The sequence below is a fragment of the Amycolatopsis aidingensis genome (assembly GCF_018885265.1).
Lineage (GTDB): Bacteria > Actinomycetota > Actinomycetes > Mycobacteriales > Pseudonocardiaceae > Amycolatopsis > Amycolatopsis aidingensis.
In genome coordinates this window covers 7331309-7344781 of the sequence record NZ_CP076538.1, presented here as the reverse complement: position 1 = coordinate 7344781, position 13473 = coordinate 7331309, and the positions used below count along the sequence as shown (strand labels likewise).

Annotated in this window: 13 protein-coding genes; 7 read left to right on the top strand and 6 right to left on the bottom strand. The window is 71.5% G+C overall.

Annotated elements, in window-relative coordinates:
• The first annotated feature begins 65 nt into the window (after positions 1 to 65).
• Positions 66 to 167 (top strand): putative leader peptide, encoded by a 102-nt coding sequence (locus KOI47_RS36320; protein WP_332461434.1) that lies wholly within the window; start codon positions 66 to 68, stop codon positions 165 to 167.
• Positions 168 to 287: 120 nt separating this feature from the next.
• On the top strand, positions 288 to 1214 hold the full coding sequence (locus tag KOI47_RS33755; RefSeq protein WP_216211453.1) for a sulfite exporter TauE/SafE family protein: 927 nt from the start codon (positions 288 to 290) through the stop codon (positions 1212 to 1214).
• Positions 1215 to 1256: 42 nt separating this feature from the next.
• Here KOI47_RS33755 and KOI47_RS33750 read toward each other — a convergent pair whose 3' ends face one another.
• Positions 1257 to 2036 (bottom strand): RICIN domain-containing protein, encoded by a 780-nt coding sequence (locus tag KOI47_RS33750; protein WP_216211451.1) that lies wholly within the window; start codon positions 2034 to 2036, stop codon positions 1257 to 1259.
• Positions 2037 to 2116: 80 nt separating this feature from the next.
• Here KOI47_RS33750 and KOI47_RS33745 point away from each other — a divergent pair, with 80 nt between their 5' ends.
• Positions 2117 to 2836 carry a DUF2334 domain-containing protein gene (locus KOI47_RS33745; protein ID WP_216211449.1) on the top strand — a complete coding sequence of 240 codons (720 nt, stop codon included), beginning with the start codon at positions 2117 to 2119 and terminating at the stop codon, positions 2834 to 2836.
• Here KOI47_RS33745 and KOI47_RS33740 read toward each other — a convergent pair.
• Complete coding sequence (locus tag KOI47_RS33740; protein ID WP_216211446.1) at positions 2799 to 3434, bottom strand: MBL fold metallo-hydrolase; 636 nt, start codon at positions 3432 to 3434, stop codon at positions 2799 to 2801. The genes KOI47_RS33745 and KOI47_RS33740 overlap by 38 nt on opposite strands.
• 30 nt (positions 3435 to 3464) lie before the next feature.
• A complete protein-coding gene (locus KOI47_RS33735) occupies positions 3465 to 4409 on the bottom strand; it encodes an ArsR/SmtB family transcription factor (protein ID WP_216211443.1) in 945 nt (314 codons plus the stop codon).
• Positions 4410 to 4478: 69 nt separating this feature from the next.
• Here KOI47_RS33735 and KOI47_RS33730 point away from each other — a divergent pair, with 69 nt between their 5' ends.
• Both KOI47_RS33730 and KOI47_RS33725 read left to right on the top strand, forming a co-directional pair.
• Positions 4479 to 5654: an MFS transporter gene (locus tag KOI47_RS33730; protein WP_232376432.1), complete on the top strand. Its 1176-nt coding sequence runs from the start codon at positions 4479 to 4481 to the stop codon at positions 5652 to 5654.
• Between the two features lie 49 nt (positions 5655 to 5703).
• Positions 5704 to 7206 carry an aldehyde dehydrogenase family protein gene (locus tag KOI47_RS33725; RefSeq protein ID WP_216211440.1) on the top strand — a complete coding sequence of 501 codons (1503 nt, stop codon included), beginning with the start codon at positions 5704 to 5706 and terminating at the stop codon, positions 7204 to 7206.
• 38 nt (positions 7207 to 7244) lie between these two features.
• On the opposite strand, the gene KOI47_RS33720 is transcribed toward KOI47_RS33725, so the two are convergent.
• A complete protein-coding gene (locus KOI47_RS33720; protein WP_216211437.1) occupies positions 7245 to 8831 on the bottom strand; it encodes a GMC family oxidoreductase in 1587 nt (528 codons plus the stop codon).
• Positions 8832 to 9141: 310 nt separating this feature from the next.
• Here KOI47_RS33720 and purS point away from each other — a divergent pair, with 310 nt between their 5' ends.
• Both purS and purQ read left to right on the top strand, forming a co-directional pair.
• On the top strand, positions 9142 to 9381 hold the full coding sequence (purS, locus tag KOI47_RS33715; protein WP_216211434.1) for a phosphoribosylformylglycinamidine synthase subunit PurS: 240 nt from the start codon (positions 9142 to 9144) through the stop codon (positions 9379 to 9381).
• Entirely contained in the window at positions 9378 to 10061 is a 684-nt protein-coding gene (gene purQ, locus KOI47_RS33710; protein ID WP_216211433.1) for a phosphoribosylformylglycinamidine synthase subunit PurQ, read from the top strand. The genes purS and purQ overlap by 4 nt, the downstream gene beginning before the upstream one ends.
• 5 nt (positions 10062 to 10066) lie before the next feature.
• Here purQ and KOI47_RS33705 read toward each other — a convergent pair whose 3' ends face one another.
• Together KOI47_RS33705 and KOI47_RS33700 are read right to left on the bottom strand one after the other, a co-directional pair.
• Entirely contained in the window at positions 10067 to 11806 is a 1740-nt protein-coding gene (locus KOI47_RS33705; RefSeq protein ID WP_216211430.1) for an ABC transporter ATP-binding protein, read from the bottom strand.
• Positions 11797 to 13413 (bottom strand): ABC transporter transmembrane domain-containing protein, encoded by a 1617-nt coding sequence (locus tag KOI47_RS33700; RefSeq protein WP_216211428.1) that lies wholly within the window; start codon positions 13411 to 13413, stop codon positions 11797 to 11799. Before KOI47_RS33700 ends, KOI47_RS33705 begins: the two co-directional genes overlap by 10 nt.
• Positions 13414 to 13473: the final 60 nt, after the last annotated feature.

Here is a 13473-nt window from a genome sequence, read left to right as displayed (position 1 = left end):
CACTAACCGGCTCAGCATCTGGGAACCGCTGGCCCATCGTCTGGGCCTCTGCCACGATCGAGTGCGTGTGCGGGCAGGCGGCAGTGTTCTTCGGCGGGGTAGCGCTGGTACAGCGCAGGCACGTCGACCTGCTGCGCGTCAACTCCGCGCTGTGCCGCCTTTCCTGAAGGGCCTCCGGCCCGGACCGCTGATGTAGTCTCGCGCTTTCCAGCGGTTGTCATCCGGCCTGACTCGACCCGTCCCCGCCGCGGCCGGCCACCGGCGCGGCCTGCCCGATCGAGGTCTCGATGCAAACGCTCCTTCTGTTCGGACTGGCAGGGTTCCTCGCTCAACTTGTCGACGGTTCACTCGGGATGGCCTTCGGGGTGACCGCGACCACCACGCTGGTCGCGGTCGGCACCGCCCCCGCGGTGTCCTCGGCCGCGGTACACCTCGCCGAGGTCGGCACCTCGCTGGCCTCCGGCCTCTCACACTGGCGGTTCCGCAATATCGACTGGCGGACCGTGGGCATCCTCGCCCTGCCCGGCGCGGTCGGTGCGGTGCTCGGCGCGTACGTGCTCACCTCACTGGCCAGCGACTCCGCGGCGGTGTGGATCACCACCGTGCTCATGGTGCTCGGGCTGTACGTGCTGATCCGGTTCGCCTTCCTCAAACTGGGCAACCTGATCACCAGTAAGCGGCCCGGTGCCCGGTTCCTCGGCCCGCTCGGCCTTGTCGCCGGGTTCATCGACGCCAGCGGTGGCGGTGGCTGGGGGCCGGTGGCCACCACCACCCTGCTGTCCTCGGGCAGGCTGGAGCCGCGCAAGGTCGTCGGCTCGGTGGACACCTCCGAGTTCATCGTGGCGCTCGCCGCCAGCCTCGGCTTCTTCTTCGCACTGTCCCAGCAGCACCAGCTGAACTACACCGTGGTGGCCGGGTTGATGATCGGCGGGGTGATCGCGGCACCGCTGGCGGCCTGGGTCGTGCGCCGGATGCCGCCCCGGGTGCTTGGCGCCGCGGCCGGCGGGCTGATCGTGTTCACCAACGCGCGCACCCTGCTCGGCGCGGCCGGGGCGTCCACCGCGGTGATCGTGCTCGCTTACGTGCTCATTGTCGGGCTGTGGGCGACCGGGCTGTTCACCGCGATCCGGTCCGCCCGCGAGGAGAAGCGGATCAACGCGCTGGCGGGCGAGGACAACCCGGCCGAGCAGGAGGCCGCGCGCAGCGGTTCCTGAACGCCGCCTGGTGGCCGGGCGCCCCGGCCACCAGGCACGCCGTCAGCCCCTGGACTTCAGGACGACCTGCCAGTGCTGCGAGTAGGTCGGGTCACCGCCCCAGGTCGGTGTCGGGACGACGTAGCGGTCATTCAGCTGGTGATTTCCCTGAATTCCCAGCGTGTATCCCGGATAGCTCCGTGGGCTGATCGTGTAGATATTCCGATCGGGGAACACCCGGCGGAATATCCAGTCCTGATGCGGTTCGTCATCGCAATTCCGTAACCGCGGATAGTCCTGCGCGCCGCTCGTGGACGCGGTGAGGCAATGGCGGTTGTCGAAACTTTCGATGTGGTAGGTGCCGGGCGAGCTCTCGGTGAGGTACCACTTGTGCCCGCGCAGGCCCGGCGTCGTCTGCGGCGGATCGAGGTTCCAGGTCTGGACTGCCTGGCCCACGTTGTCGTTGTAGTTGTCCGTTTCCAGGTAGGTGCCGGTGACCTCGTGCACGAACATGTACGGGCCGTCGACCTGGGCGATCGAGGGCCCGCTGCCGGCGGCGGGACTACTCGCGAAGGACGACGGCGCGGCCACGACGAGTCCGGCGAGGACCGCGCAGCACGCGGCTGTCTTGAATTTTCGCATGAATCGGTTCCTGACTTCCGATGATGGGTGTCCGGTCCCCCGGGGGCGCAAATCTGAAATATGTCGACGACTGTTCCGACGGTACGGACGGTCCGGTATTACCGACAATTCATCGGCAGGGTCATGTCGGCTGCCGGTGACGACCCTCAGTGACACGATGATTCCCCCGGGTTGCTCTGGCTGGCTGACGGCGATCTGCATCTGAGTGATTCGCGCACCTGGTTTCGCCCGGCCACCTGGGAGTAAACGGATGGTCACTTGCAGCGGGTGCCATGGACGGTATGGATGCTCGCCTGCTGGTCTCGCTCTCCGGTATCACGCCGAAGGCGCTGTACCGCTGCACCGAGCTCGCGGTGGAACTGGACGACCGTGGCGTGCCGCTGTCCATGCTGTTCACCCCGCGTGCGGGGGACGGCGCCGCGGCGGCCACCGAGTGGATGCGCACCCGCGCCGGGCGCGGGGACGAGGTGCTGCTGCACGGTTACGACCACCGGGTCACCCCCAGCCACCACGCCGTGCGCCTGCGCCGCAAGGCCGAGTTCGCCGCACTGCCCGCACATGAGGCGCGGCTGCGGCTGATCGCGGCCAGTGCCGCGCTGGAGCGGGCCGGGCTGCGGGCCGAGGGGTTCGCCCCGCCCCGCTGGCTGGTCTCCCGCGGCACCCTGGACGCGCTCCGGGAGCGGGGCTTCTCGCTGTGCGCCGACCTCTCGGCCGTGCGTGATCTGCGCAGCGACTCCGTGCACCGGGCGCGGGTGCAGGGTTTCGGTAGCGCGACCGGGACCGAGACGGTGCGCTGCTTCGCGCTGGTGCTCAGCGCGGCGCGCACGGCCCGGCGGGGCGGCCTGGTCCGGCTCGGCGTGGACGCCGCCGACCTGGAGCGTCCCGGCAGGCGGCAGGCGTTCCTGGACGCCGTGGATGCCGCGCTCGAGGCCGGCGCCGCCGGAACCACCTATGCCGGGGCCCTCACAGCCGCGCGGCCTCCCGCTTCGGCAGCACCCTGACCTCGGTGCCGTCCGGCGCCAGGTTGGTGAACAGGCCGTGGTGCATGGCCGGGTTGGCCAGCACCGCCTCGTGGATCGGCACGGCCACCCGCGGGCGCACCGCGCGCAGGTAGTCCACGGCCTCGGCAGCCTTCAGCCAGGGCGCGGCAGTGGGCAGCCCGAGCACGTCGATCTGCTGCTCGGGCACGAAGAACGAGTCGCCGGGGTGGTAGAAGGCGCCGTGGTCGACCAGGTAGCCCACGTTCGGCACCACCGGGATATCGGCGTGGATCGTGGCGTGCTGCCCGCCGAGGACGTGTACCGAGGTGCTGCCGAAGTCCAGCGCGTCACCCGGTTGCACGGTGCGTGCGGTGAGGCCGAGCTTGGCCACGGTCTCCGCGGAACCCGGATCGGTGACCAGCCGTGCCCCGGGGTTGGCGGCCAGCAGGCCGGGCAGCTTCTCGGCGTCGATGTGGTCGTAGTGCTGGTGCGTGATGAGCACCGCGTCAAGGTCACGCTCGTCCTCGAAGCCGGAGGAGAAGGCCCCCGGGTCGATCAGGATCCGCGCGGATGGCGTCTCGAGCAGCACGCACGAATGTCCGAAATGGACGATACGCATATTGTCTCCTAGCTGGCCGGGTCGTCCAGCCTACGGCCGCACCAGTGCGTCGCCAAGTTCGCTGCGTCGGTAGTGGACGCTGCGGCCGGCCCGGTCCGCGGTCAGCAGTCCGGCCGCGCGCAGCGCGGTGAGGTGTTCCGACACCGTCCCCGCGGCCAGCCCGAGCCTGCCCGCCAGCGCGGTGGTGCTCGCCGGCTCGTCCAGTGCCTGCAGCAGTGCCGCCTTGGTCCGGCCGAGTACCGCCGCCAACCTCGGGTGCGGCTCCGGCCCGCCGGTCCACAGCTCGGCGACCCCACGGGCGGGATACAGCAGCGCGGGCTGCCACGGCTCGACCATCAGCACGCCGATCTTCGGCCAGGCGAACACGCTGGGTAACAACAGCAAACCGCGGTGGTCCAGGCGCAGGCTCGCCCGGGTGCCGCTGCGCACGGCCAGCACCTCGCCGGTCAGCCGCACCCGCGGATGCAGGTCGTTCAGGACCTGCTCCACCCCGCCATCGGCCAGCCGCCGGGATCGGTGGTCCAGGTCCGCGGCCAGGGTGGCGCGGATGCGTGGCCAGTGCGGCTCGATCAGCTCGGTCCAGACGAGCTCGAGCTGGCCCGCCAACAGGTCCCGTGCGGTCGCCGGGTCCGGCGGCAGCGCCCGCAGGTCGGCGTCCACCTTGGCCAGCTCGGTGGCGACCTGCCACGGCGGGGTGCGGCGCACCCTGGCCAGCTGGGCCCGCACGGTGGTGCGCGGCCCGGTCGGCGGCGGGCTGAGGAAGTCGGTGATGTACTGCCGCCCGCTCAGCACGGCGCGCAGCTCGGTGATCGGCAGCGCATGCATGACCTCCTCCGCGCCGGCCAGCCAGGGCAGGTGCGCCGGGTGCCCGCGCAGCCCGAGCACCACCTGCACCGCGCCGAGCACCTCCTCCAACGGGGAGATGGCGAACCGCACCCGGCGGGCGCTCTCCGGGGTCAGCACCAGCTCGATCACCGCGGCTCCTGAATTCGGCTGTTCCCGAATCAGTATCACCGCTCCCGGCCGCGGCGCAGGCTCGGCCGCATGACCACGATCGAGCCGACGCCCCTGCTCCGGCACCGCCGCTACTGGCGCTGGTCGGCGAGTGCTCAGCTGGGCAGGTTGCCTGCCGCGATGGCCCCGCTCGCCTTCACCGTGCTGACCACCGCGACCACCGGTTCGTACCGGCTCGGCGGGGTGCTGATGGCGGTGTTCGTCGCAGCCGAACTGCTCGGCGCGGTGCCGGCCGGCAGACTGCTGGACCGGATCGGCCCCGGCCGCGGCCTGGTGCTGCTGCTCTGCTGCGCCGCGGCCGGGTTCGCAGGGATGGCGGTGGCCGTTGCGAACGAGGCCCCGGCCTTCCTGCTGGCCGCCACGGTGGTGCTGCCCGGCCTGCTCGCCGGTGGCCTGTCCGGCGGGCTGCGCACGCTGCTGGCGGGCGCGGTCGAGGACGCGCTGCTGCCGAGAGCCATCGCGGTGGACGCGATGCTGATCGAGGGTGTGCTGGTCGCTGCCCCGCTGCTGGTCGCCGCCTTGTCCCTGGTGCACACCCTGTTGCCGCTGCTCGCGATGGCCACCGCCTATCTCGGCTGCGCGGCCCTGCTGCCCCGGTCCGCCACGCCCGCACCCGCCTCCGCCCCCGGACAGCGTCCCCGGTTTCCGCTGCGGGCCGCGCTCTGCTGGCTGGGCTGCCTGTTCACCATCGGCCACCTGCTGTCCACCATCGAGGTCGCCCCGCTCGCGCTGGCCCAGCGGCTCGGTGGCGGCACCGCACAGGCGGCCGTGCTGGTCGCGGTGCTGTGCGGGGCGAGTGTCGCGGGCAGCGGGCTGTTCGCCTGGCGCGGGCGGGTCGGCAGGCCGGCCGCGCTGGCCTGCCTTGGTTGTTTCCTGGCCGGGGCCGTACCGGTGGGGTTCGACCTTGGCTGGACCGGCCTGCTGGCCGGGGTGGTGCTGATCGGCGCCTGCACCGGGCCGCTGCTCACCATCGCCTCCGTCCGGCTGCAGGGGCTGCTGCCACCGGCCCGGCGTGCCGAGGGGTTCTCCTTCGCCTTCGCCGTGCAGGCAACGGGTTTCGGGCTCGGCTCGCTGAGCGTGGGCCTGCTGCCGCTGACGCTTCCGCCGCTGCTCGGCGCCGTGAGCGCGGCCCTGACCTGTGCGATGCTGGCGAGTAGCAGGGCAGGGCGGCCCGAACCTATTGGCACCTTGTCAGCAAGTCCGTAGGCTACCGGGCAGCCGAGCCAATGGAGCCGATGTCGGCAATGGAGGCGTCATGACCACCGTGCAAGCTCCGCAGTCCGAACTCGCCGCGGCCGAGACCTTCGATTCGCTCAACCCGGCGACCGACGAGGTGGTCGGCACCCATCCGGTGCATACCGCCGACGCGGTCGAACAGGCCGTTGCCAGGGCGAAGGAGGCCGCTGCCTGGTGGGACTCGCTCGGTTATGCCGGCAGGGCCGAACGGCTGCGCCGGTGGAAGGGTGTGCTGGCACGCAGGCTGGCGCAGCTGTGCGAGGTGGTGCACGCCGAAACCGGCAAGCCACGCGGGGACGCCCAGCTGGAGGCCGTGCTGGCCATCGAGCACATCGCCTGGGCAGGCAAGCACGCGGCCAAGGTGCTCGGCAGGCAACGCCGCTCGCCCGGCCTGCTGCTGTCCAACCAGGCGGCGAGCGTCGAGTACCAGCCGCTGGGCGTGGTCGGCGTGATCGGGCCGTGGAACTACCCGGTCTACACCCCGATGGGCTCGATCAGCTACGCGCTGGCCGCGGGCAACGCGGTGGTGTTCAAGCCGAGCGAGTACACCCCCGGCGTCGGCAAGTGGCTGGTGGACGCCTTCCAGGAGGTGGTCCCGGAGTACCCGGTGCTGCAACTGGTCACCGGCTTCGGGCCGACCGGGGCCGCGCTCACCAGGGCGGGTGTGGACAAGATCGCCTTCACCGGGTCGACGGCCACCGGGAAGAAGATTATGGCGGCGGCCGCCGACACCCTCACCCCGGTGGTCATCGAGGCCGGTGGCAAGGACCCACTGCTGGTGGACGCCGATGCCGACCTGGACGCGGCGGCCGAGGCAACCGTCTGGGGTGCCTTCTCCAACGCCGGGCAGACCTGTGTCGGGGTGGAGCGGGTGTACGTGCACGAGCGGGTGCATGAGGAGTTCGTGGCCAAGGTGGTGCGGCTTGCCGAGCAGATCCGGGGCGGCTCCGACGAGAGCGCGCAGTACGGCCCGATGACCATGCCCTCCCAGCTGGAGGTCATCCGCAGGCATATCGCCGACGCGCTGGCCCGCGGCGGCCGCGCGCTCACCGGCGGGCCGGACGCGGTGGGCGAGCGCTGCGTGCAGCCGACCGTGCTGGTGGACGTGCCGGAGGATTCCGAGGCGGTGCGCGAGGAGACCTTCGGCCCGACCGTCACCATCGCGAAGGTCGCCGATATGGACGAGGCGATCGAGAAGGCGAACAACTCCCGCTACGGCCTGGCGTCCACGGTGTTCGCCAAGCGGCGCGGGATGGAGCTGGCCCGGCTGTTGCGTACCGGGCAGACCGCGATCAACGCCCCGCTGTCCTTCGCCGGGATCGCCGCACTGCCCTTCGGCGGGGTCGGGGACTCCGGCTTCGGCCGGATCCACGGGCCCGAAGGGCTGCGCGAGTTCGCCCGGCCGAAGGCGATCGCCCGGCAGCGGTTCTCCCCGCTGCTGGCGCTCACCACCTTCGCGCGGACGGAGAAGACCGAGGCGCTGGTGGGCAAGCTGACCGCCGTACTACACGGCAAGCGCTAAGTACCCGCCACTCACAGCGGCCGGGAAGGGGATGGGGCCTAGGTCGCCTGGGAGCGGATCAGGTCGGCGGCCTTCTCGGCGACCATGATGGTGGGCGCGTTGGTGTTGCCCCGCGGTACCACCGGCATCACCGAGGCGTCCACCACGCGCAGCCCGTCCACCCCGCGTACCCGCAGGGCAGGGTCGACCACGGCCAGCTCACCGGTGCCCATCGCGCAGGTGCCGACCGGGTGGTACAGGGTCTGGGTGTTCGCTCGGGCGTGCTCGGCCAGCGCGTCCTCGTCCAGCTCCAGCCGGTCCGGCAGGAAGGGCTTGTCCAGGTAGCGGGCCAGCGGGCCGCCGCGGCCGATCTCGATCAACGTGCGCAGCCCGGCGAGGGTGGCCTCGAAGTCCTCCGGCTCGGCGTAGTAGGCGGGGTCCAGCTCCGGGCGCCACAGCGGATGCGCGGACCGCAGCCGCAGCCGCCCCCGGCTGGCCACCCGCACCAGGGTGGTCGCCGAGGTGAACCCCGGCACGGTCGGCTCGCGCAGCCCGTTTTCGTAGAACAGGGTCGGTGCCACGTGGAACTGCATGTTCGGCGCGTCCAATCCATCCACAGTGGACAGGAAGGCGCCGGCCTCGCCAACGTTGGAGGCCAGCGGGCCGCGCTTGGTCAGCTGCCAGCGCAGCATGCCGGCCGGGGTGGCGGAGTCCACCAGGTCGCTGGTGTTCCTGGTGGACCAGATGATCGGCGCGGCCGGGTGGTCGTGCAGGTTGTGGCCGACACCTGGCAGCTGCACGGCCACCTCGATATCGTGCTCGCGCAGGTGCTCGGCGGGCCCGATGCCGGAAAGCAGCAGCAACTGCGGGGAGTTGATCGCCCCGCCGCAAAGCAGCACCTCGGAGCCTGCGTAGGCGGTCCGCTCGACCCCACCCTCCAGATACGACACCCCGGTGGCCCGGCCACCCTCCAGCACCACCCTGGTCGCCTGCGCCCGGGTGCGCACGGTGAGGTTCGGCCGGGCCGTTGCGGGGCGCAGGTAGGCGTCCGCCGCCGACCAGCGCCGCCCCTTGCGGCAGGTGACCTGGTACTGCCCTGCGCCCTCCTGGGACTCGCCGTTGAAGTCCTCGGTGCGCTTCAGCCCCCAGGCCACGGCCGAGTCCACCCAGGCACGGGACAGCTCATGGGTGAACACCCGGTCCTCCACGTGCAGCGGGCCGGAGGACCCGTGCAGCGGGCCGCCGAACCGGGTGTTGCCCTCGGCGCGGACGAAGTACGGCAGCACCTCGTCCCAACCCCAGCCCTCGGCGCCATAGGAATCGCGCCACTCGTCGTAATCGGCGCGGTTTCCCCGGATGTAGATCATCGCGTTGATCGAGGAACAGCCGCCGAGCAGCTTGCCCCGGGGCCAGTAGGCGCTCTTGCCGAGATGTTTCTGCTGGACCGTCTCGTAGTTCCAGTCCCACTGGGTCTTGAACAGGGAGGCGAACGCCGCCGGGATCCGCACCTCGTCGGCGGTGTCCTCGCCACCGGCTTCGAGTAGCAGCACCCGCGCCGACGGGTCCTCGGTCAGCCGGTTCGCCAGTACGCAGCCCGCGCTGCCAGCGCCCACGATGACGTAGTCCCAGCTTTCCTGCGTGGCCACGGTACCTCCCACTGTGTCCGACTCGCACTGTTGGCGGCGCGACAATAGTGGATCCTGCCGCACACCGGCGCGTGGGAAAAGGGTCTCACGGGCCCACATCCCCCATTTGCCGCAATCGGGAGGACCGTCCGTGGTAACCGATCCGTCCGACTCAGTGAGGTGCGGACCCGCACGCAACGTCTCACCCGGGTCTTACGTCTTCCATACAGCGGGGCCGAGGAGCGTCGGGGGCTCCTCGGCCCCGAGCGCCCTTTCTCGGCTAGGCTCCAGGGGTACCGCCTGCGAAAAAACGGACGAGGAGCAGCCTGCCGTGGCCCGAGTCGTCGTCGACGTCATGCCCAAGCCGGAGATCCTGGACCCGCAAGGTCAAGCGGTGGCCGGTGCCCTGCCCCGCCTCGGCTTCACCGGGGTCACCGAGGTCCGCCAGGGCAAGCACTTCGAGCTGGAGGTCGACGACTCGGTCGACGACGAGACGCTCGCCAAGATCGCCGAGGGCTTCCTGGCCAACCCGGTGATCGAGGACTGGACCGTGCGCAGGGTGGACTCGTGAAGATCGGCGTCATCACCTTCCCCGGCACCCTGGACGATGTGGACGCCGTTCGCGCGGTCCGCTACGCCGGGGCCGAGCCGGTCGAGCTGTGGCACGCCGACGCCGAGCTCAGGGGCGTGGACGCGGTGATCGTGCCCGGCGGGTTCTCCTACGGCGACTACCTGCGCGCCGGGGCCATCGCCCGGTTCGCCCCGGTGATGGGCCCGGTACTGGAGGCCGTGCACGGGGGCATGCCAGTGCTGGGCATCTGCAACGGCTTCCAGGTGCTCTGTGAGGCGGGCCTGCTGCCCGGTGCGCTGGTGCGCAACCAGGGGTTGCACTTCATCTGCCGGGACCAGTGGCTGCGAGTGGAGAACAACACCACCGCCTGGACCACCCGGTTCGACACCGGTGCGGAGATCCTGATCCCGGTGAAGAACATGGAAGGCTGCTACGTCGCCGACCAGCCCACGCTGGACCGGCTTGATGGCGAGGGCAGGGTGGTCTTCCGCTATGTCGATGGCAACCCGAACGGGTCGCGTGCCGACATCGCCGGGGTCAGCAGCGCCGATGGCAGGGTGGTCGGCCTGATGCCGCACCCCGAGCATGCCATCGACGCGCTCACCGGCCCCTCCGACGACGGCCTCGGCCTGTTCTACTCGGTGCTGGACTCGGTCGTCACCGCTGGAACGGCAAGCTGAGCGGTTCAGCCTGCCGCCGCACGGACCAGCCGGGCATACGGGCCGCCCGCGGCCAGCAGCTCGGCATGGCTGCCCAGCTCGGAGATCCGGCCACCCTCCAGCACCGCCACCCGGTCCGCGGCCGCCGCGGTGTGCAGCCGGTGCGCGATGGCGATCACCGTGCGCCCGGCGAGCACCCGCTCCAGCCCGCGCTCCAGCTCCCTGGCGGAGCCGGTGTCCAGCAGCGAGGTCGCCTCGTCCAGCACCAGGGTGTGCGGGTCGGCCAGCACCACCCTTGCCAGCGCGAGCTGCTGGGCCACCGCCGCGGGTACGGCCAGCGCCCCCGCGCCCAGCTTGGTGTCCAACCCCTCGGCAAGGCCCTCCGCCCAGTCCCTTGCGCCGACCGCGGCCAGCGCCGCGAGCAGTTCGGCATCGGTCCACTCGGTGGCCCTTGCCGGCAGTGCCAGGTTGTCCCGCAACGTCCCGGCGAACACGTGCTGCTCCTGGGTCAGCAGCAGCACCTCGACGCGCAGCAGATCCTCCGGTAGCTCGGAGACCTCGACCCCGCCGATCGTCACCGAGCCCGCGGTCGGGGTCGCGATCCCGGCAAGCAACCGGCCAAGGGTGGACTTGCCCGCGCCGGAGGGGCCGACGATGGCAAGCCGCTCACCTCGCGGCACCCGCAGGTCGATCCCGTGCAGCACCTCGCTTCCCTCGGCGTAACCGAAGCGCACCCCGCGGAGCACGATGTCCTGACCGCGCGGGCGATGCGGCGCTCGCGATGACTGCTCCGGGGTGTGCACGCCGAGCACCCTGCGCACCGCGGCACTCGCGATCATCAGGTCCTCCGCCCACCACAGCACGTCGTCCAGGGGTTCGGAAAGGGCCTGTGCGTAGAGCACCATCGTGCTGATCGTGCCCAGTTCGGTGTAGCCCTGCGCGTAGGCCCAGCCACCCAGCAGCAACATCACCGCGATCGGCAACGCGTGCGAGAGCTCCAGCCAGGGAACCCAGCGGACGGTGAGCGCGCGGAACTCCCGCTCACCTTGCGCGGCCTGGTCCGCCGCCCGCTCACCGTGCCGCACCCTGCGCCGCACCAGCCCGAGGGCTTCCGCGGTGCGGGCCCCTTCCGCGGTCTCGTGCAACCCGGACCGCGCCTCGGCCCAGCGCGCCAGCATCCGCTCGATCGCCGCCGGTGACCGCTTCCAGTACCACCTGGTCGGCAGCACCAGCACCGCCACCGCGGCCAGCAGGCCGAGCGCGAGCAGCGGCGAGGTGATGATCATCGCGCCCACGGTGAGCAGCACGGTGACCGAGGCGACCAGGATCTCCGGGGCCGCGTTCCGGGTGGCGTAGTCGACCCGCTCGATATCCGAGGTCGCCCTGCTGAGCAGGTCACCCGTGCCCGCGGCCTCCACCGTGCCCAGCGGCAGCCGCAGCGACTGGCGCACGAACGACTCCCTTGTCCGCGCCAGCACTCGCTCGCCGAGCACCCCGGCCCGCACCCTGGCCTGACGTTTCAGCCCGGCCTGCACCAGCAGGATGAGCACGAAGGCGGCGGCGAGCAGGTCCACCCTGGCGGTGCCACCCCCGGTGACCACCTCGTCCACCAGCGCGCCGATGATCTGCGGCCCGGCCAGCCCTGCGACGGTCGCGAGCACGAACAGCCCGATCATCGTGGCGAACCCGGTCCGGTTCTCCCGCACCGTGTCGCGGGCCCATGAGCGGGCCCGCGCCTTACTGGCCAGCGGTAGTTTCAGTTGCATTCTTCCGCCTCCAGCACCGGCCGGACCGTCTCGTCGGCCACGGCCATCCACAGTGGACTCTGGCTGAACACCACGGTGGTCCGGCCGCGGCGCAGCCTGGCGACCCGTTCGGTGATCCGTGCCTCGGTGTGCGCGTCCACCGCCGAGGTGGGTTCGTCCAGCACCAGCACGTCCGCGTCCGCCGCGAGCGCCCTGGCCAGGTTCAGCCGCTGCCGCTGCCCACCGGAGACCTCCCTGCCGCGCTCGCCGATGTGCTCGTCCAGGCCGTTCGGCATGCCCCGCACGATGTCCTCGGCGTCCGCGGCGGCCAGCGCCGTCTCGATGTCCACGGTGCCGGCACGGTCCGGGGCCACCTGCTCGCGCAGGATGCCGGAGAACCAGATGTCCTGGTTGTGCGCGTACACCACCCGCCGCCGCAGCTCGGCGAGCGCGACCCGGTCGGAAGGCACCCCGGATACCAGCACCAGCTGCCCCGGCTCCGGTTCGGCGAATCTGGCAAGCCGCCTGGCCAGCGCCTCGGCCCCGGAACGCGCGTCGACGACGGTCAGCTTGCCCGCCACCGCGGTGAAGCCGGTTGCCGAGTCGTGCAACTCGAGCGGTCCCTCGGGTAGCGGTACCGGCGAGTCCGGTTCCGCCAGCAGCGGTCGCAGCCGCAGCAGCCCGCAGGCCTTGCGGGCGGACACGATCCCGGCGCTGATCGCGTGCGCGGCCTCGGTTGCCGTGCTCACCGGGATCACCAGGAACGCCGATGCTCCGTAGAACGCCACCAGCTCACCGGCGCTGATCGTGCCCTGCACTGCCATCCGGGCGCCCAGCCAGGTGATCAGTACCGTCACCAGACCGGGTAGCAGCACCTCCGCACCGGCCAGCCAGGCGTCACTGCGGGCCACGTCCACCCCGGCCCCGCGTACCCGCTGGCTGGCCGTCCGGAACCGGTCGAAGAACCGGCCTTCGCCGCCGATCCCACGCAGGATGCGCAGGCCGGACACGATGTCCGAACCGATCCCGTTGACCTCGGCGAGTTGCTCACGTTGCCGTTCCTGGCGCCTGCGCAGCAGCGGGAGCAGCGGGACCATGCCCAACGTCGCGAGGGGCACGCCGGCCAGCGCCACCGTGCCCAGCAGCGGGGACTCGAGCACCAGCGCGATGCCCACCACGACGAAGGCGAGCACCGAACCGGCAAGCCTGCCGAGCACACCGAACAGGTTGCCGACCGAGTCGACGTCCGAGGAGGACACCGCCATCACATCGCCGGTCTCGGCCTGCGGATGCAACGAGGCACCGAGCCGGGCGGTGTGGGTCGACACCAGGCGCTGGGTGGTGACGGCCCCGTGCAGCCACATGGCGTGCCCGAGAAACTCCAGCGCACCCCCGCAGACCGCCTGCGCGATCCCGATCCCGACGACCACCGCGGCCAGCCACAGCAGAGTGGCGCCGTCGTCTCCCGCGATGCCTGCGTCCACGGCCGCGCCGACCACCAGCGGCAGCAGGGCGCCCGGCACCAGCCAGAGCCCCCCGAACGCCGCGGAACCGGTCACCAGCCACGGACGCCTGCGCAGCAGCGCAAGGAGAAAGCGTACCGGTGTCAGCTCGGCGCCGGTCCGCACATGAAGTCAATCCGGAGCAAGCGTATTGCGCTCAGTCATGACCACGAGGGTAGGGCCGAC

What these genes read in the sequence shown, in the direction of transcription:
- KOI47_RS33740 (WP_216211446.1), bottom strand. Translation starts at nt 3,434, where the DNA reads ATGCGTATCGTCCATTTCGGACATTCGTGCGTGCTGCTCGAGACGCCA.
- KOI47_RS33750 (WP_216211451.1), bottom strand. Translation starts at nt 2,036, where the DNA reads ATGCAGATCGCCGTCAGCCAGCCAGAGCAACCCGGGGGAATCATCGTG.
- KOI47_RS33730 (WP_232376432.1), top strand. Translation starts at nt 4,479, where the DNA reads ATGACCACGATCGAGCCGACGCCCCTGCTCCGGCACCGCCGCTACTGG.
- KOI47_RS33705 (WP_216211430.1), bottom strand. Translation starts at nt 11,806, where the DNA reads ATGCAACTGAAACTACCGCTGGCCAGTAAGGCGCGGGCCCGCTCATGG.
- KOI47_RS33745 (WP_216211449.1), top strand. Translation starts at nt 2,117, where the DNA reads ATGGATGCTCGCCTGCTGGTCTCGCTCTCCGGTATCACGCCGAAGGCG.
- KOI47_RS33755 (WP_216211453.1), top strand. Translation starts at nt 288, where the DNA reads ATGCAAACGCTCCTTCTGTTCGGACTGGCAGGGTTCCTCGCTCAACTT.
- KOI47_RS33725 (WP_216211440.1), top strand. Translation starts at nt 5,704, where the DNA reads ATGACCACCGTGCAAGCTCCGCAGTCCGAACTCGCCGCGGCCGAGACC.